The sequence below is a fragment of the Kitasatospora sp. NPDC058170 genome, from assembly GCF_042883905.1.
Lineage (GTDB): Bacteria > Actinomycetota > Actinomycetes > Streptomycetales > Streptomycetaceae > Kitasatospora.
The window spans coordinates 100013-117026 of the sequence record NZ_JBHVUV010000008.1; the positions used below are offsets into that span (position 1 = coordinate 100013).

General features: G+C 75.1%; 15 protein-coding genes. 3 read left to right on the forward strand and 12 right to left on the reverse strand.

Features of this window, described 5'->3' with window-relative positions:
* Nucleotides 1–141: 141 nt before the first annotated feature.
* Nucleotides 142–564: a hypothetical protein gene (locus ACFVVX_RS11400; RefSeq protein WP_387943989.1), complete on the forward strand. Its 423-nt coding sequence runs from the start codon at nucleotides 142–144 to the stop codon at nucleotides 562–564.
* On the forward strand, nucleotides 561–3194 hold the full coding sequence (locus tag ACFVVX_RS11405; RefSeq protein ID WP_387943991.1) for a tetratricopeptide repeat protein: 2634 nt from the start codon (nucleotides 561–563) through the stop codon (nucleotides 3192–3194). The genes ACFVVX_RS11400 and ACFVVX_RS11405 overlap by 4 nt, the downstream gene beginning before the upstream one ends.
* 52 nt (nucleotides 3195–3246) lie before the next feature.
* On the opposite strand, the gene ACFVVX_RS11410 is transcribed toward ACFVVX_RS11405, so the two are convergent.
* From ACFVVX_RS11410 to ACFVVX_RS11450, 9 genes are all read right to left on the reverse strand, one after another.
* Entirely contained in the window at nucleotides 3247–4023 is a 777-nt protein-coding gene (locus tag ACFVVX_RS11410) for a hypothetical protein (protein WP_387943993.1), read from the reverse strand.
* A 292-nt stretch (nucleotides 4024–4315) separates the two neighbouring features.
* Nucleotides 4316–4519, reverse strand: coding sequence for a hypothetical protein (locus ACFVVX_RS11415; protein WP_387943995.1), 204 nt, complete (start codon nucleotides 4517–4519; stop codon nucleotides 4316–4318).
* A 274-nt stretch (nucleotides 4520–4793) separates the two neighbouring features.
* Nucleotides 4794–5780 carry a hypothetical protein gene (locus ACFVVX_RS11420; RefSeq protein ID WP_387943997.1) on the reverse strand — a complete coding sequence of 329 codons (987 nt, stop codon included), beginning with the start codon at nucleotides 5778–5780 and terminating at the stop codon, nucleotides 4794–4796.
* A gap of 46 nt (nucleotides 5781–5826) precedes the next feature.
* Nucleotides 5827–6021, reverse strand: a complete 195-nt coding sequence (locus tag ACFVVX_RS11425; protein ID WP_387943998.1) for a hypothetical protein — start codon at nucleotides 6019–6021, stop codon at nucleotides 5827–5829.
* A gap of 196 nt (nucleotides 6022–6217) precedes the next feature.
* Complete coding sequence (locus ACFVVX_RS11430; RefSeq protein ID WP_387944000.1) at nucleotides 6218–7102, reverse strand: S8 family serine peptidase; 885 nt, start codon at nucleotides 7100–7102, stop codon at nucleotides 6218–6220.
* Nucleotides 7103–7466: 364 nt separating this feature from the next.
* Nucleotides 7467–9014 carry a putative Ig domain-containing protein gene (locus tag ACFVVX_RS11435; RefSeq protein ID WP_387944002.1) on the reverse strand — a complete coding sequence of 516 codons (1548 nt, stop codon included), beginning with the start codon at nucleotides 9012–9014 and terminating at the stop codon, nucleotides 7467–7469.
* A gap of 207 nt (nucleotides 9015–9221) precedes the next feature.
* Nucleotides 9222–9911 (reverse strand): fasciclin domain-containing protein, encoded by a 690-nt coding sequence (locus ACFVVX_RS11440; RefSeq protein WP_387944004.1) that lies wholly within the window; start codon nucleotides 9909–9911, stop codon nucleotides 9222–9224.
* Between the two features lie 107 nt (nucleotides 9912–10018).
* A complete protein-coding gene (locus ACFVVX_RS11445) occupies nucleotides 10019–11686 on the reverse strand; it encodes a molybdopterin-dependent oxidoreductase (RefSeq protein ID WP_387944006.1) in 1668 nt (555 codons plus the stop codon).
* Between the two features lie 194 nt (nucleotides 11687–11880).
* Nucleotides 11881–12849: a hypothetical protein gene (locus ACFVVX_RS11450; protein WP_387944008.1), complete on the reverse strand. Its 969-nt coding sequence runs from the start codon at nucleotides 12847–12849 to the stop codon at nucleotides 11881–11883.
* 227 nt (nucleotides 12850–13076) lie between these two features.
* Between ACFVVX_RS11450 and ACFVVX_RS11455 the strand changes: the two genes are divergently transcribed.
* A complete protein-coding gene (locus tag ACFVVX_RS11455; protein ID WP_387944250.1) occupies nucleotides 13077–14084 on the forward strand; it encodes an NADP-dependent oxidoreductase in 1008 nt (335 codons plus the stop codon).
* A gap of 70 nt (nucleotides 14085–14154) precedes the next feature.
* Here the strand turns inward: ACFVVX_RS11455 and ACFVVX_RS11460 are convergent, their stop codons facing one another.
* From ACFVVX_RS11460 to ACFVVX_RS11470, 3 genes are all read right to left on the reverse strand, one after another.
* Nucleotides 14155–15636 carry a glutamate synthase subunit beta gene (locus tag ACFVVX_RS11460; protein WP_387944010.1) on the reverse strand — a complete coding sequence of 494 codons (1482 nt, stop codon included), beginning with the start codon at nucleotides 15634–15636 and terminating at the stop codon, nucleotides 14155–14157.
* Nucleotides 15637–15880: 244 nt separating this feature from the next.
* Entirely contained in the window at nucleotides 15881–16252 is a 372-nt protein-coding gene (locus ACFVVX_RS11465; protein WP_387944012.1) for a hypothetical protein, read from the reverse strand.
* A 375-nt stretch (nucleotides 16253–16627) separates the two neighbouring features.
* Nucleotides 16628–16831, reverse strand: coding sequence for a cold-shock protein (locus ACFVVX_RS11470; protein ID WP_042388274.1), 204 nt, complete (start codon nucleotides 16829–16831; stop codon nucleotides 16628–16630).
* Nucleotides 16832–17014: the final 183 nt, after the last annotated feature.

Here is a 17014-nt window from a genome sequence, read left to right on the forward strand (position 1 = left end):
TCCGCACCGGCCCTGACCCCCGTTCGCGCACCACGTCGGGAACGCGCGGCGGCGGTGCGTCGTGCTCTACCGTGGTGGCCTCGCAGAGGGCGTCGGGGGTGAAGTCGCCCCGATGGAAGGGCTGGTGGAGAGGTGGCGGCAGTGCAGCACGGGCGTGTGGTGGCGTGGGTGGGCGCGGGGGTGAGCTGCGCGGTGGCGCTGGGGCTCGGCGCGGTGGCGATCTGGGTGGATCTGGACACCGCCGACCGCACCGCCAGCGTGATCGGGGCGGTCGGCGGTGTCGTCGGGCTCGCCATCGCCGCGTACGCCCTGGCCCGCCCGGCGGGCGGGGGCTCCTCGGTGAAGGCCTCCGGCAGGAACTCCGTCGCCGTCGGCGGCAGCATCCAGCGCGTCGTCACCGGCAACAACAACCGCTTCACCTCCCCGCCCGCCCCCGCCCCCGCGGCCCCCGCCGGACCGGCCGCCGCGCCCGTCGCCGGGTCGGTCGAGGCCAGCGGCGAGGGGGCCATCGCGGCGGGCGGCAGCATCACGGAGGCGGTCACCGGCGACGGGAACACCCTGTGATCCGGTGGCTGCGGCCCCGGCCCAAGCCCTCGTCCGGCCCCTCGCCCGAGCCCTCGCCCGAGCCCTCGGAGCAGGAGACGCCGCCGACGACCGCCCCCGGGGAGGTGCGGGCCGGGGGCGAACGGGCGGTGGCGGCCGGGGGCGGCATCGAGACGGCGCTGACCGGCTCCGACATCACCTACATCCGCCGGCAGGTCGTGAACGTCCAGGGGCCGCCGGAGCCGGTACGGCCGCGCGACCGTGCGGAGCCGCTGCAGATCGGCCTGGTGCCCGCGGTCGCGGACGCCTTCCAGGAGCGCGGCCTCCGGCGCTTCCCCGGCGCCGACACCGGTATCCGCAGCAGCACCGCCACCGGCACCGGCGGGGCGGACGGATCGGCGGGAGCGGCCTGCCACGTGCTCACGGGAATGGGCGGCGTCGGCAAGAGCCAGCTCGCGGCCCGCCACGCCCACCGGCTGCTGCGGGAGGGCGCCCTGGACCTGGTGGTGTGGGTGAACGCCACCAGCAGCCAGGAGATCCTCAAGGCGTACCGGGCCGCGGCGCGGGCCACCGTGGACACCGATCCGGCCGGCCCCGCGGATCCCGAGGCGTTCCTGGCCTGGCTGAACACGACCGGCCGGCGATGGCTGATCGTCCTGGACGACCTCCGCGACCCGGCCGACATGCGCGGCCTGTGGCCGCCGGAGCGCGGCAACGGGCAGGTCGTCGTCACGACCCGCAGCCGCGTCCCCGCGCTGCGCACCTCCACCCGCCGCCTGGTCGAGGTGGGCCCGTTCGACCCGGAGCAGTCCGCGGCGTACCTCGTCCGCCGCTTCGAGACGCACGGCATGCCGCAGCCTCCCGCGGAACTCGCGGCCCTGGCCGACGAGCTCGGGCACCTCCCGCTCGCCCTGGCGCAGGCCGCGTCCTTCGTCACCGACCTCGCCGACACCGGCATGACGGCCGCCCGGTACCGGCAACTCCTCGGGGAGCGCCGCCCGCTGTCCGAACTGGCCCCCGAGCCCGGCGCCCTCCCCGACGACCAGGAGGCGACCCTCGACGCGGTCCTCGGGCTGTCCCTGGAGCACGCGGACCGGCGCACGGGCGGCCTGGCCACGCCGGTCCTCCAGTTCCTCAGCCTCCTGGACCCGTCCGGGGTGCCCGCCGGCATCTTCACGTCCTGGCGCGCGCAGTCCTACCTCACCGTGGCCCGCGGCGGCCCGGACGCCTCCAGCCGGATGGTCGACGACGGTGCCGTCCGGACCGCCCTGCGCACCCTGAACCGGCTCAGCCTCGTGAACCTCTCCCCCCGGCGACTCCCCACCGGTACGCCCGGTGAGGACGGCGGCGACCTGATCGCCGTGCACGCGCTCACCCAGCGCGCCGCCTACGACACCGTCCCTCCGCAGTGGCGCGGCTGGCTGGCGCGCGCAGCCGGCGGCGCCCTCTTCCACGCCTGGCCGGAGCAGGGGTGCGACCTCGACCTCGCCGCGATCCTGCTGTCGAGTGCGGTCCTGCTGCAGTCCGCCGCCGCCCAGGACGAGCTCTGGGATCCCGACTACGAGCCCGACTTCCTTCTCCTGGCGGGCCAGAGCCTCGGCGAGCTCGGGCAGGCCGCCGCGGCCGTCCGCCACTTCGAGGGCCTCCGGTCGGCGGCTGAACGCCACTACGGCCCGGACGACCCGTTCACCCTGAGCGCCCGTGCCGCCCGGGCGTTCTGGCGCGGCCAGGCCGGGGACCCGGCCGGCGCGGCGCGCGACTTCGCCGGGCTCCTGCCGGACCGGATCCGGGTGCTCGGCCCGGACCACCCCGACACCCTGGTCGCGCGCCAGAACCACGCCCGCTGCCTGGGCGAGTCCGGGGACGAGTACGAGGCCTTCCGCCTGCTGGAGGAGCTCCTCCCCGAGCAGCTGGCAGCCGTGGGAGCGGACGACCCCCAGGTGTTCACGACCCGCAACCTCCTTGCCAGTTGGGCGGAGGACGAGTACGAGGCGCTCGACCTCAACCTGGAGCTCCTGGCGGACGAGGTCCGTGTGCTGGGCCGCGACCACCCCCACGTCCTGACCACCCTTGCGAACATCGCCCACCACACGCGCCGCCTGGGCACCCCCGAGGAGGCCGTCGCAGCGTTCGAGGCGCTGCACGAGGCCCAGTCCCGCGCGCTGGGCCCCGGACACCCCGACCTCCTCGACACCCGCAGCGAACTCGCCCTGCTCGCCGGCGACCTCCCGGCCGCGAGCACCGCACTCGACGAACTCCTCGTCCACCGCCTGGACACCCTCGGCGGCGACCACCCGCTGACCCTGGCCACCCGCCACAAGGCCATCGGCCTGCGGGCCCGGCTCCCGACCCCGCCGCACTCGACCGTCGCCGCCTACCAGGACCTGCTGCACGACATCCGCCGCGTGCGCGGACCGGACCACCCGGACACCCTGATCACCCGGCACGACCTCGCCCACACCCGCCACGAGGCCGGCGACACCCGGGGGGCCGTCGCCGAACTGCGCGAACTCCTCGACCACATCAGGGGGATCTCCACTCCCCTCCACGTGCTCGTCGGCGTCCTGTGCACGCTGAAGAAGCTGGAGGACCTGGAGAACCTGGCGGACCTGGAGGACCTGGAGGACAAGGCCTCCGCCGGCGCCTCCTGACGCCCTCGCCCCGGATCCGGCGCGAGGACCGGCGCGGGGGCCGGCGGCCCGGTCAGCCCGCGGGGGCCGGGTGCAGCGGGCCCGACCAGGGGTCGGCCGCGGTGCGGTAGCACAGGGCGTCGTGGTCGCCGCCCAGCCACCAGCCGACGACCTGCGGGTAGTTGTAGCCGCTCACGGCGGGGCGCGACGGAGCCGGACCGCTCGGGGACGCCTCGGTGTCCCGGGCCGCGCACAGCCGCTCGGCGGCCTCGTTGACGGCGGCCTCGCCGGGGTAGGCGAAGCCGCCCGGGATGCGGACCACCGCGTAGATCTCCGTGCGGTGCGGCTGCCCGCAGGGGACGAGGTCGTAGTGGCCCGGCTCCTCCTCCAGGAAGCTGAGGTCGTCGGCGAGGCAGTCGCCCTGGCGCAGGTACCAGGGGCCGGCCCGGCCGGCCTGCACGGGACGGCCGTCGGCGCCGCGCTCCGGGCCGGACTTGAGCTCGTGGACGACGAACAGGACGAGCCCGGCCACGACGGCGGTCACCACGAGCCACAGGAAGGAGAGCAGGAGTCCGGCGATCGCCAGGCCGACCCCGCGCTGGCGCAGGCGCGAGATACGGCGCAGCGCGACGAGGGCGAGGGTGCCGGAGACCAGCCACAGGGGGGCGAGGAAGCCGAGCAGGCCGAGGACGAACGCGGCGATGCCCAGGCGGCTCCAGTGCTGGGGCGGGCGCTGGGCCGCGGGGCGCTGCGGGTGGGTGCCGGGGGCGGGGGGTGCGAAGGGGTCGGCGGGTGCTGGTGCGGGGGCGGTGGCTGGGGCGGTGGCTGCGTCGTCGGCGCGGTGGGGCACGGGATGATTCCTCGGGTGGCGCGGCGTGGGAGTGCGGCGTGGCGTGCGGCCGGTGTGGGAGGGTCGCCGGGCGAATATAGCGGATCATGTGACCGCTGATGATCACCGATCCTGCGCACCTTCCCCGACGGTTCGGCACACCCCGCCTTGACGCGTCCCGCTCCGGCACGCCCGGCTTCGGCCCGTCACGGTGCGGGCCAGCCCCGTGCGGTGGGCGCGGGCGGACGGGCCGGTGCCGCCGTGCGGCGGCGCCGGCCCGTCCCGGGGGCCGGGTACCGGGGCCGGGTGGCGGTCACCAGTACTCGATGCAGATGCAGCTGGAGCCGAACCAGTCGTCGAACAGGCAGCCGCAGTGGCCGGTGGACACCTCGACGCCGTGGGCGGCGGGGGTCACCTCCTGGGTGGTGGGCCGGTCTGCGGCCGGCGCGGGGGCGTAGGAGACGGGTGGCCGCGGCAGTGCGGCCTCGGCAGTGAACTTCGGGGCGTTCATGATCATCGCCTGACCGTGGACTTGACGATCTCGGGCGGCACCGAGCCGCAGCACGGACAGCCCTCGGCCGTGACGCACAGGCAGTTCGGGATGCACGATCCGGGCAGGCCTCCGTGGGGGGCCAGCTGCGGCAGGACGCTCAGGGGCACCGCGCACCCGATCGGCCGGCGGCCGAGGCCGTAGCGCCCCCTGGCGGGCGTGAGTGCGTTCTCTCCGGTGAAGCCCGGCAGTGCGGGTTGCCGTGACATGTGTCGTCACCGATCCTTCCTGATTCGGTGCATCATCTAGTGACGTAGGGTGCGAGCTTGCTGACCAGGAACGGGTACTTCTCGGTCACGTCGACCCGGACGTAGTACTTGTCGACCACGTCGGTGGTCCGGTCGCGGTAGGCGAGGATGACGTCCACCAGGCGGCGGCCGGCGCCCAGCCGGGAGGCGTCGACCTCCACCGCGCTCAGCGGGGCGTTCTCGGCCAGCCGCCGGGCGGTGACGTGGTAGATCGCCGGGTAGCGCACCGACAGGTAGTTGAGCGCCCGGTGCTCGTCCGTCGCACCGGCGTTGTCGGCCAGCTGCACGACGTGTAGGAACAGGTCCTTGGCCACCGGTTCGAACTGGTCGGCGTCGACGCCCGAGGCCGGGGGGATCGACCTGATGAGGGAGTCGGCGTCGAAGCAGTAGAGCTGGTCGAAGAGGCAGATCGGCAGGGTCAGCCCGTTGCACATCTCCGGCGGTGCGACCGGGCCGAGGGTGCCGATGACCACGTCGACATCGGCGTCGGTGAGGCGGTCGGCCGGCCTGAGGGACTTGATCAGCAGTTTGAAGTCGGCGGGGTCGCGGGGGCGCAGGAGGTAGGTCTCCAGTCCCTCCACCGTGAAGACCCAGCACATCTCCCGGGCCAGGTAGCGGTTCTCGCGGAGGGCGAGGAGGCTGCGGACGGCCTCGCGGTCCGTCAGCCCGGCGGCCTTCGAGCGTCCGGCCAGCTGGGCCCACTCCTTCTCGACGCCCAGGCTCGGGAAGCGGGGTTCGATCCGGCCGAGGGCGTAGACGTGGTTGGCCGCGGCCGGCGGGCCCGGCAGGGCCTGGGCGGGGGCCGGGTCATGGGCCGGCGCCACCGGGGTCCGGTCCCGGGCCGGGGGTGCCGGGGGCGGGTACGGGTCCGGCGCCGGGACCTGGCTCCGGGCTTGTGTCTGGACCTGGGCCGGGGTGGCGGTCGGGTCGTCACTCGGCAGGACCTGCAGGCTTTCCTGGTCTTCTCTGGGCTCTTCCATGGTCACCCTCCGCGTTCCCGCTGTGGTGCGTGCTCGTGGGATCCCGTCAATCGCGGCGGCCGGAGAAGACCATGCGGCGATTGAGTGCCTCGGCCCGCCGCAGGCAGCCTCCGCAGGGCCTGATGCCCACGGTGGAGGTCGCGCGTCTGACGGCGTCGCCCAGGCCGATGTCCTCGTCGGAGACGAATCCGGGCAGGCGGACCCGGACCGGCGGGCGCTGTGCCCGCTGTTGCTTGGCCATCGCTGTCACCGTCGCCTTTCCCTGTCGCTCTGCGTCCTGTTGTCGGTCCGTGTCGCCCTGCCGGCCCTGTCGTCCTGGCGGCCCTGTCGTCTTGTCGGCCCTGTCGGCTCTGTCGTCTTGTCGGCTCTGTCGCCCCTGGCGGCCCTGTCCTCGCCTTCCGTCGCGGTCGTGTTCCTTGCGTCGCGGTCGCCTTCCGTCACGCTTCGCGGCTGAGCAGGGCGTAGGCGCGCCAGGCGTCCAGCAGCGGCGGGACCACGCCGCGGCGCGGCCAGGCGACCGCGCGCAGCAGCGCGGAGCGGACGGCCGCCCCGCGGGCGTGCGGGACCAGCGACCACAGGAGTGCGGCGGCGCCGGTGACGAAGGGGCTGGCCGCGCTCGTGCCGCTCGCCCGGGTGCAGCCTCCTCCCGGGGCGAGGCCGGTGATGTCCCGGCCGGGTGCGCCGAGTCCGCGCCGTCCGGTGGAGGCCGCCAGGTCGGAGCCGGGCATGAGGAGCGCGTCGCCGCCGTAGGCGACCACCGGGATCGCCCAGGTGTGCCTGGTCAGCGCGGATCCGCCGACCAGGCCGCGGTTGCCGGCCGCGGCGAGGACGACGACCTCGCGGTCGCGGGCGAAGTCCAGTGCCTCGCCGAGGCGGCGCTCGCCGGCCGGTGCCAGGCCGACCAGTGCGGCGCTGATGTTGAGCAGCAGCGCGCCGCCGCACACGCACTCGATGATCGCGTCGGCCAGTTCCTGTGCCGTGGTGGAGGGGCCGGCGTCCTCGGTCCCGGCGGTGTCGGTGAAGATCGGGCGGACCAGCAGGGTGCAGCCGGGGCAGATCCCGGGGGCCGGTGTGTCGCGGCGCGCGTGCAGCAGTCCGGCGACGAAGGTGCCGTGGGAGGCCGCCGCGCCGGGGGCCGGGGCGGGGGTGGCGGGGCCGATCGCGCGGATCCGGTCCGCGGCGAGGGCGGGGTGCCCGGAGGCCACCGGGCCGTCGATCAGTCCGATGACGACCTCGGGGCGGCCTTCGGTCGCGGCGGCTAACCGGCCCAGCCGGACCAGGTCCCCCTCGGTGCTTCTCGCTCCGCTCAGTTGTTCCGTCACGGTGCTCACCGGCTCGGCGCAGTGGTGCGTCCACAGGGGGGTTCGCGGGTGGTACCTCCACGCTAGCACCGTTCCAACTCCCGGTTCCCGCCCTGGAATACCGGACCGGTTCGTGGTCGCACCGGCTGGTGGGGACGCTGTGTAGTCGGTGTCGGGGCGGGCCTTGTCCGCGCGGGGGCGCCGGGCCCGCGCCGCTACGCAGCGTTCCCGCGAAGGGCGTCCGGGGGTGGTCCGGAGGGGGTGTCCCGGGGGGGCGGGCGGCCGGGAAGGAGTCCGGGCAGGGCGACGGGCCCGGCGGCGGGGTGCCGCCGGGCCCGTCAGAGGCAGATCAGGTGTTGCAGGTGGACCGGGTGGTCCGGGCGGGTCAGCTGGTGGCGATCGAGGTGTCGTCGATGACGAAGCTCGTCTGCAACGAGGAGTCCTCGGTGCCGGTGAACTTCACGGTGACGCTCTGGCCCGCGTAGGCCGAGAGGTCGAAGGTGCGCAGCTGGTAGCCGGTGGCCTTGTCCGCGTTGGAGTAGGTCTTCAGCGCGGTGCCGTTGACCGTGACGGCGAGCTTGTCGTAGGCCGTGGTGCCGGTCTCGGCGGTGTCGATGTGCAGGTAGAAGCTGAGCGAGGCCTTGCAGCCGGCCGGGATGGTCACCGTCTGGGCGAGGGTGTCGGTGTGGGCGGAGCCGTAGCCGTTGAGCCAGGCCTTCCAGGTGCCTGCGTGGGCGGCCTGGGAGGAGCTGGAGTCGACGACGCCGCTGGAGGTGGTCCAGGGGGCGGCGGTGCCGGTCTCGAAGCCGGCGTTGCCGAGCAGCTGGGCCGGGGTGCAGGTGCCGCCGGTGCTGGTGACCGTCCAGGTGAAGGCGGTGGAGCCGGTCTTGTTGGCGGCGTCCTTGGCGGTGACGGTGACGTTGTAGGTGCCGGCGGTGGTGGCGGTGCCGGTGATCTTGCCGGTGGAGGCGTTGATCGACAGGCCGGCGGGCAGGCCGGTGGCCGAGTAGGTCAGCGGGGCGGTGCCGCCGGTGGCGGTGATCTGGAGGTTGCCGCTGCCGTTGACGGCGGTGGACTGGTTGCCCGGGTTGGTCACGGAGACGGTGCCGCTGCCGGCGGGCTTGGTGAGCAGGCAGCCGGCGACGTTGAGGTCGATGACGCGGCCGTTGCCGAGGCAGGTGGTGAACCAGTAGGTCTCCTCACCGTAGCTCTGGCCCTTGGTGGCGGTGGTGGTGCCGTCGGCGGCCACCTCGCAGGGGTTGTTGAGCGTGCACATCGCGCCGTCGTCGTTGCCGGTGTTGTTGATGCCGACGATCTTCTTGGTGGCGGCGTCGACGATCGGTGAGCCGGAGGTGCCGTGGGTGGTGTTGCAGCCGGCGCTGTAGCGCAGCGAGTCGTTCCAGGTCCACTCGTCCTCGCGCAGGGCGTTGACGAACCCGTTGATCGAGCAGTTCCACACCTGCTTCCAGTACGAGGAGGGTATGTACATCGAGGAGCCGTCGACCGGGTGGGTGTCACTGATCGTCAGGGCGGTGGCGCCGTACTTGGAGGTGATCGACGCGAAGGTGTCGGTCAGTTGGTAGAGGGCGACGTCGGTGCCGGTCATGGTCCCGTAGAGCACCTTGTCGGCCTGGACGGTGCCGAGGGAGGCGCCGGAGGAGCTCAGCAGGGTGCCGCTGCGGCTGGCGCTGGCGTTCTGGATGACCTGGCCGGCGGAGGGCATGGTGGGCAGGCAGTGCCCGTTGGTGAGCATCATCGCCCGGTCGGTGTCGACCGAGGAGGGGTAGCGCACGAGCGAGGCCGAGCAGTTGCTCAGGGCGATGGTGGAGGTCAGGTCGCCCGCCTGGACGGCCTGGGCGGGGGTGGCGGCGGAGGTGAGGGTGCCCGCGACGACCGCGGCGGTGCCGACGGCGGCGGCAAGTGCCTTGAACATGGGTCTCCTTGTGGGGGATCGCCGGGCGCGCGAACGGTTGCGAACGCCCGAACCGCACGAACCTGCCATGACCACTTCAACAGCGTCAACTGTTCCGGCGGAATTCGCGGTTGGGATCCCCTGGGCCGCAGGTGCGGCCCGGTGCCGCGCACGACGGCCCCCGGTGCCGGGAAGGCGCCGGGGGCCGTGCCGTGCGGTGGCGAACCGTCAGGAAGCGGGCATCAGGACGGTGTCGACGATGTAGACGGTGGCGTTGGCGGTGCGGACGCCGCCGCACAGGACCTTGGCGGCGCCGTTGACGGTGAAGTCGGGGGCGGCGCCGCTGACGGTGGCGTCGTGGCCCTCCAGGGTGCGGTGGGCGCCGGCGAGGGCGGCGGGGGCCAGGCGGCGGGGGACGACGTGGTAGGTGAGGATCTTGGTGAGCTTGTCCTTGTCGGCGAGGACGGCGTCCAGGTCCTTCTTCGGGAGCTTGGCGAAGGCGTCGTCGGTGGGCGCGAACACGGTGATGTCCTGGGCGGAGTTGAGGGTGTCCACCAGGCCGGCCTGCTTGACGGCGGTGACGAGGGTGGACAGCAGCGGGTTGTGGGAGGCGGCGGTGGCGACCGGGTCCATGGCCATGCCCGCGAAGCTGCCCGCGCCGTCCTTGGGCACGGCCGCGCAGGCGGCGCCGAACGGCTGGGAGGCCTGCGCGGCGTTCGCGCCCTGGTCGGGGGCGGCGCCCGCCGGAGCGGACGAGGCGGCAGACGACGCGGCCGACGGGGCGGCGGTCGAGGCGGCGGCCCGGTCGGCGGCCGCGGTGGAGGCGCCGCCGCTGCTGCAGGCGCTCAGCGCGGCGGTGAGCAGGCCGGCGGCGAGCAGCGCGGTGGTGGACTTGCGGCGCAGGGTGGACGTGGTCACGGGGGTTCTCCTTGGGTGGGCGCGTGCGCGGTCGCGGACGCGGTGAGGGGGCCGGACGGCCCCGCGGGGCCGCCGGTGGACGGACGGAGGTGCTCGTCGGCGGGGCGTCAGGTGACGGTGACGACCGTGCTGTGCCAGCCGGTCGCCCCGGAGGGGTACGGGGGTCTGCGGGTCTCGGGCTGCACGGCGCCGGCGGCGTCGGTGGCGCGGACCTCGATCCGGTGCGTGCCGGGGGCGGCGCCGGCCCAGGTGTGGGTCCACTGGCGCCACACGTCGGGGCCGGCGTCGGCGGCGAGCCGGGTCTGCTGCCAGGGACCGCCGTCGACGCGGACCTCGACCGCGGCGATCCCCCGGTGGGTGGCCCAGGCGGTGCCGGCCAGCACCACCTCACCGGCCGGCACCCGGGCGAACGGCGCCGGCACCTCGATCCGCGAGGCGGTGCGCACCTCTCCGGTGCGGTCCCAGCCGCGCTGCACCCAGTACGGGTCGAACGCGGCGAAGGTGGTCGCCTCCAGGTCCACCAGCCACTTGGTGGCCGAGGTGTAGCCGTAGAGGCCGGGCACCACCGTGCGGCAGGGGAAGCCGTGCTCGACGGGCAGCGCCTCGCCGTTCATCGCCACCGCGAGCAGCGCCCGTCGCCCGTCGAGCACCGCCTCCAGCGGGGTGCCGATGGTCATGCCGTCCTGGGAGCGTCCCACCAGTTGCTGCGCCCCGGCGCGGATCCCGGCGCGGCGCAGCAGGGCGGGCAGGGAGGCGCCGAGCCAGCGGGTGGTGCCGGCGTAGGGGCCGCCGACCTCGTTGGAGACGCAGGTGAGGGTGTGGTCGAGTTCCTCCAGGGGCAGGGCGAGGAGTTCGTCGAAGCCGATCAGCAGCGGGCGGTCGACCATCCCGTGCAGGCGCAGGGACCACCGGCGGGGGTCGATGCGCGGCAGGGTGAGGGCGGTGTCGACGCGGTAGAAGTCGGCGGTGGGGGTGGTGGTGGGTGCCAGGCCGGGGATCCGCAGGGCGGGCGGGGGCGGTGGTGCGGGCCGGGCCGGGGGCGGCAGGCGGACGGCGGCGCGGGCGGCGGTGATGTCGTTGCGGCGGTCGGAGAGGATGCGCCCGCCCGCGCCGAGGGCGGTGGCGGCGGCGATGGTGGCGCCGCCGGCCGCGAGGACCGTGCGCCGGCGGGGGCGGGGGGCGGCCCCGGGGCTTTCAGCGGCGTCGGGGCCGTCGGGGCTGCCGGGGCCCTCGGGGCTGTCGGGGTCTTCGGGGGGTGGGGGCGACGGGGCGGTGGTGCGCCGCAGCAGGGCGGTGAGCCGGTCGAGGGCGAGCGCGCCGGCCAGGGCGGCGGCCGGGGCCGGCAGGGCGTCGGCGGGGCCGGCGCCGGGGCGGGACAGTGCCGCCCAGGCGCCGAGCGCGCCGAAGAGGGCGAACACGGCGGCGCCGACGGGCCGGTGGCGGGTGGCCGCCAGGCCGGTGGCGGCCGCGAGCAGGGCCAGGGTGAGGTGGATGCCGGCCAGCAGGACCGGTTTGTCGCCGGTGCCGAAGGTGCGGACCGCGTACTCCTTGAGCGCGGTCGGGGCAAGGTCGATGGCGGCCGAGCCGACCGCCACCACCGGGGCCGCCGAGGGCCGGACGAAGGCCGCCACCGCCTCGCCGGCCCCCACGGCGGCGGCCGCGGCGGCCAGCCCGCACAGCACCGCCGCCGCCCGGGCCGGGCGGGGCCGGCGGGTGGCCGGGGGCTCGCCGGGCCGGGCCGGGGCCGCGCCGGGGGTGCTCTGCTGGTTGCTCACGCCCGCCATTCGGCGCGGCCCGGCCCGCGGATGGGTGCGGTCGCGGTGTTCACGCGATCGGGTGGCCGGGGCGCTCCCGGCTGACGCCTCCGCAGGCATCGAGGAGCGGGCTCAGGCGGCGGGCTCAGGCGGCGGGCTCAGGCGGCGGGCTCAGGACCGGGTGCAGGCGGCGGGTTCAAGGACCGGGCCCGGGTTCACATGCCACGGATGAGCGCGCGCAGCGTCGTGCCGATGTAGAGGACCAGCAGCACGATGGCGAACCCGCCGAACGCGGCGCCCTCCAGCACGCCTTGGACCATGCCCTGGCCGGTCAGCGCGGGGCGGATCCACAGCAGCAGGAGGGTGGCCACGGCGGGCAGGAAGGTCTGGGCAAGCGGTCTCCAGGCGAGGTCGTGCAGGCTCTCGGAGCCCGCCGCCAGTCCGATGACCAGGACGGAGCCGAGGACGAAGAGCGTGAAGAAGCAGAGCAGGAACAGGCGCTCGCCGCTCACCGTCCAGCCCTTGTCGGCGTGGCGCGCCAGGTCCTTGGTCTCCTTGACCAGGGCCCCGAGCTCCGGGTCGGAGGGCGCCCACAGGGCCTGGACCCGGTCGTCGGGCTTCGGGTCGTCGCGGGTGTCGGCGCCCCAGGCGGTGATCCTGCGCCCGTCGGGCAGGGCCAGCACCAGGTCGCCGTGGTGGTGGGTGACGTAGCCGTCGGCGTCCTCGGCCGCCTCGAAGTCCACCGCTTCGACCACCGTCGCGGTGGCGACGACCGCGCCGGCCGCCTTGAGTTCGCGGACGGCCTCGCCCCCGTCCATGTCGTGCAGCGCACTGGGGACGGCCGCCGCGAGCGGGAGCAGGATCCACACGGCCACCTGGCGCACGATCACCCAGGGGCCGGCGCTGAAGTCCTCCGGCACCCGCTGCGTGTGCCGCCGGGGGCGGGCGTCCTCCTTCGCCAGCGACACCCGGGCGTCACGCCTGCGCCCCCGGGCCCGCTCGAACACGCGGACGGCCTTGCCCGCCCACAGGGCGAGCGCCCGGAGCCAGAGCAGCCCCACCCCGGTCCAGCCGAGGGCGAGCAGGCCGGTCAGCGGCTGCACGGCTCCGCCGCCCAGGGTGAACGCCCGTACGCACGCGACGGCCAGCACCGCCCACGCGCCGACCGCGCAGGTCCTCGCCACCCAGATCAGGACACGCCCCACCCGCCACCCCCAAGATCGAATACGCGGGCGGAGTCTCCCACACCCGGGTGACAGGCCCCCGCCGGGCCGCCGGCAGGCCCCCGGCGGGCCTCCGCCGGGCACCCGGCGGGCACCCGCCCTGGCGCAGTGACTAAGCGCTTGCTTAGAATCGGGCGCGCAGTGCGGCGCAGGCCGCGCAGGGACCCCAGCCACCGGGAGACGCCATGATGTCCGCCGTGAACCGCCAGATCCGCCTCGCCCGCCGGCCGGTGGGCGAGGTCGGGCCCGAGGACTGGGAGCACGTCAGCGAGCCGGCCGCGGCGCCCGGCGAGGGGCAGTTCGCGGGGCGCACCCGGTTCATCTCGCTGGACCCGGCGATGCGCGGCTGGCTCGACGACCGCCCCTCCTACCTGCCGCCGGTCGGCCTCGGCGAGGTGATGCGGGCCGGGTCGGTCGTCGAGGTGACCGAGTCCAACCACCCGAAGTACCGGATCGGCGACCTGGTCGCCGGCACCTTCGGCGTCCAGGAGCACGTGGTCTCCGACGGGCGGGGCACGCTGAAGATCGACACGTCCGCCGCCCCGGCGTCGACCTTCCTGGGCGCGCTCGGCATGCCGGGCATGACCGCCTACTTCGGGCTGCTGGACGTCGGGGCCCTCCAGGAGGGCGAGACGGTGGTGGTCTCCGGCGCCGCGGGCGCGGTGGGCACCCTGGTCGGCCAGATCGCCAAGGCGAAGGGCTGCCGGGTGGTCGGCATCGCCGGCGGCGCCGAGAAGTGCGCCCTGCTGACCGGCGAGCTCGGCTTCGACGCCGCGATCGACTACCGCTCCGAGGACGTGAAGAAGGCCCTGCGCACCCACGCGCCGGACGGCATCGACGTCTACTTCGACAACGTCGGCGGCGACATCCTGGACGCGGCCCTGGCCCAGCTGGCGATGCGCGCCCGCGTGGTGGTCTGCGGCGCCATCAGCCAGTACAACAGCACCACCGGCGTCCAGGGGCCGTCGAACTACCTGTCGCTGCTGGTGCGCCGCGCGCGGATGGAGGGCTTCGTGGTGTTCGACTACGCGCCGCGCTACGCCGAGGCCGCCCGCGAGCTCGGCGCCTGGATCGCCGCCGGCCGGATCAAGGTCCTGGAGCACGTGGTGCGGGGCACCCTGGACGACTTCCCGCAGACCCTGCAGATGCTCTTCCGGGGCGAGAACACCGGCAAGCTCGTCCTCGAACTGGTCTGACGCGGGGCGCCGGCCCGACACCCCGGGTACCGGTCCGACACCCCGGGTACCGGCCCGGGGCCCGGGTCGCTCAGACGGTGAGCGGGCGGTCGGAGGGCGCGACCGGGGCGGGCAGCTCGGTGCCGCCGCGCAGGTAGCGGTCCACGGCCGCGGCCGCCGAGCGGCCCTCGGCGATCGCCCAGACGATCAGCGACTGGCCGCGCCCGGCGTCGCCCGCGACGAACACGCCGTCCGCCGCGGCGGCGAAGCCCTCGTCGCGGGCGAGGTTGCCCTGCGGGTCGAGGGCGAGGCCCAGTTGGGCGGCCAGCCCGCCGTCGTGCTCGGGGCCGCGGAAGCCGAGGGCCAGCAGGACCAGCCCGGCCGCGACGGTCCGCTCCGTGCCGGGCAGCGGGCCGCGGTCGCCCGGCCGCGCCTCGGCGAAGCGCACCGCCGCCAGCCGCCCGCCGGCGCCCGCCTCGAAGCCCACCGTGGTCGCCGCGAACACCCGGGGCTCGCGGGCCGCGCCGCCGGCCTCCTCGTGCGAGGTCGTCACCCGGTAGACCTTGGGGTGGACGGGCCAGGGCTGGTCGGGCGCCCGGCGCCCGGGCGGGCGGGGGTTGATGTCCAGCTGGGTGACGGCCGCCGCCCGCTGGCGCAGGGCGGTGCCCAGGCAGTCGGCGGCGGTGTCGCCGCCGCCGACGATGACCACGTCGCGGCCCTCGGCGGACAGCGGGGACAGCGGGTAGTCGCCCTCGTCCACCCGGTTGGCCAGGGTCAGGTAGGTGATCGCCTGGTGCACCCCGGGCAGCCCGCGGCCGGGCACCGCGAGGTCCCGGCAGGCGGTGGCGCCGACCGCGACCACCACCGCGTCGCAGCGGGCGCGCAGCTCGTCCGCGGGCAGGTCGCGCCCGACCGCGACGCCGGTGCGAAAGCGGGTGCCCTCCGCCCGCATCTGCGCGATCCGCCGCTCCAGGCGGTGCTTCTCCAGCCGGAACGGCGGGATGCCGTAGCGCAGCAGCCCGCCGATCCGGTCGGCGCGCTCGTAGACCGTGGTGGTGTGCCCGGCGCGGGTCAGCTGCTGCGCGGCGGCCAGCCCGGCCGGGCCCGAGCCGACGACGGCCACCCGCAGGCCGGTCATCCGCTCGGGCGGCTGCGGCGGGTCGTGGCCCCGCTCCCCCGCCCGGTCGGCGATCTCCAGCTCCACGTTCCTGATCGTCACGGCCTCGGCGTCGATGGCCAGCACGCAGGCGCTCTCGCAGGGGGCGGGGCAGAGCCGGCCGGTGAACTCGGGGAAGTTGTCGGTGGCCAGCAGGCGCGCGGCGGCGGCCCGCCAGTCCTCCCGGGCGACCAGGGCGTTCCAGTCCGGGATGACGTTGCCCAGCGGGCAGGCGTGGTGGCAGAAGGGCAGGCCGCAGTCCATGCAGCGGGCGGCCTGGCCGGAGACGAGGGGCAGCAGCGCCCCCTCCCGGTAGACCTCGCGCCGGTCCCCCAGCCGCTCCTCGGGGGCCCTGCGCTCGCGGAGCCGGCGGGGCGTGGTGAGGAAGGCCTTGGGATCGACCTGGTGGTCTGCCATCGCGGTCTCCGGCAGGGCGTGCCAACGCGGGGGCGGTGACGCCGCCTGTGCCGCGGCCGGGGACGGGCGCGCTCCCGGTCTGCGCGCCACCGTGTGGCCACCGTACGCCTGCGCACCGCCCCGCGACAGCGGCCGGGACCGCAGCCGGGACCGGGGCCGGGACAGCCGCCCCGGCCGCTGTCGCGGCGACCGGTCACCGGTCGGCTGTCCAGCAGGTCAGCCAGTCAGCCGGTCGGTCGGCCGGTCACTGGTCGGAGTAGCTGAGGTCCCCCAGGGTCCAGCTGCTGACGTCCTCGATGGCGATGCGGTACATGCCGCCGGTGTGCGGCAGGCCGAAGCTGCCCTGGAGGATCTTCGCGACGTGCAGGTGCAGGTGGGTGGCCGATCCGGCGGCGGGGGCCGGGGAGCGCGCGGGGTCCGTGAACAGCGGTGCGAACGGCTTGAGGTGCTCGGAGGCCTCCAGCACCTCGGCGACCCGCTCGCGCCACACCGCCTCCGCGGCGAGCCTTCCCGTGATGACGGCCCCGGGGACGACCACGGTGATGGGCATCTGGTTGCTTCCCGTCGACTCCACCATGGTGGCGACGTCGGTGAGCAGTTGATCCGGTTTCGACATGCCGCCAGGCTAACGCGCCCGGCCCGGCGCGGGCAGGGTGCGCCGGAGGCCGTCGGCGTGGTGGCGCGCGGCGGCGAGGGGGACGGGGCGCGGGGCGGGGGCGTCCGCGGAACCGGCGGGGCCCGCCGCGGAAATCCCCCGGGCGGCCCGGGCGCGAGACGCACGGGGTGTTAATTCGGCGGACGCCGTACCGCCTCCGGCCGGACACCGGCCGCACACCCGGCAGCGGGCGGGAATACCGGCGGCGCCGCCGGGATCCGGCGGCGGACATGCCGAAGGGCCCGCACCGTGCAATTGCGCGGTACGGGCCCCAGGAGCTGTTCGGCGAGGCCGATCAGCTTGTGCTGTCCGGCCTGAGCCGTTCAGCAGGAAGTACTAGAGGGGGCGAATGTTCTCCGCCTGCGGGCCCTTCTGGCCCTGCGTGACGTCGAACTCGACCTTCTGGCCCTCGAGCAGCTCACGGAAGCCCTGGGCGTTGATGTTCGAGTAGTGGGCGAAGACGTCCGGGCCGCCACCCTCCTGCTCGATGAAGCCGAAGCCCTTCTCCGCGTTGAACCACTTCACAGTGCCATTAGCCATAAAAAATTCTCCTTCAAAGGGCATCCCGAAACCCGCACCTCGCAGGTCCCGCGTCGCCGCGATGAGCACCCACCCGGGTAAACCCGGGAAACAAAAATGCGCCTGCGGTCACAACCGACAGGCGCACACAAAGTTCATGGGAACCAAAACTGCAACTGATAACGACTGTAGCAGGTGCGGCGG

Excerpts from the sequence above, each read along its gene's own strand:
- ACFVVX_RS11415 (WP_387943995.1), bottom strand. The coding sequence starts at position 4,519 with ATGATCATGAACGCCCCGAAGTTCACTGCCGAGGCCGCACTGCCGCGG.
- ACFVVX_RS11420 (WP_387943997.1), bottom strand. The coding sequence starts at position 5,780 with ATGGAAGAGCCCAGAGAAGACCAGGAAAGCCTGCAGGTCCTGCCGAGT.
- ACFVVX_RS11425 (WP_387943998.1), bottom strand. The coding sequence starts at position 6,021 with ATGGCCAAGCAACAGCGGGCACAGCGCCCGCCGGTCCGGGTCCGCCTG.
- ACFVVX_RS11435 (WP_387944002.1), bottom strand. The coding sequence starts at position 9,014 with ATGTTCAAGGCACTTGCCGCCGCCGTCGGCACCGCCGCGGTCGTCGCG.
- ACFVVX_RS11455 (WP_387944250.1), top strand. The coding sequence starts at position 13,077 with ATGTCCGCCGTGAACCGCCAGATCCGCCTCGCCCGCCGGCCGGTGGGC.
- ACFVVX_RS11460 (WP_387944010.1), bottom strand. The coding sequence starts at position 15,636 with ATGGCAGACCACCAGGTCGATCCCAAGGCCTTCCTCACCACGCCCCGC.
- ACFVVX_RS11465 (WP_387944012.1), bottom strand. The coding sequence starts at position 16,252 with ATGTCGAAACCGGATCAACTGCTCACCGACGTCGCCACCATGGTGGAG.
- ACFVVX_RS11470 (WP_042388274.1), bottom strand. The coding sequence starts at position 16,831 with ATGGCTAATGGCACTGTGAAGTGGTTCAACGCGGAGAAGGGCTTCGGC.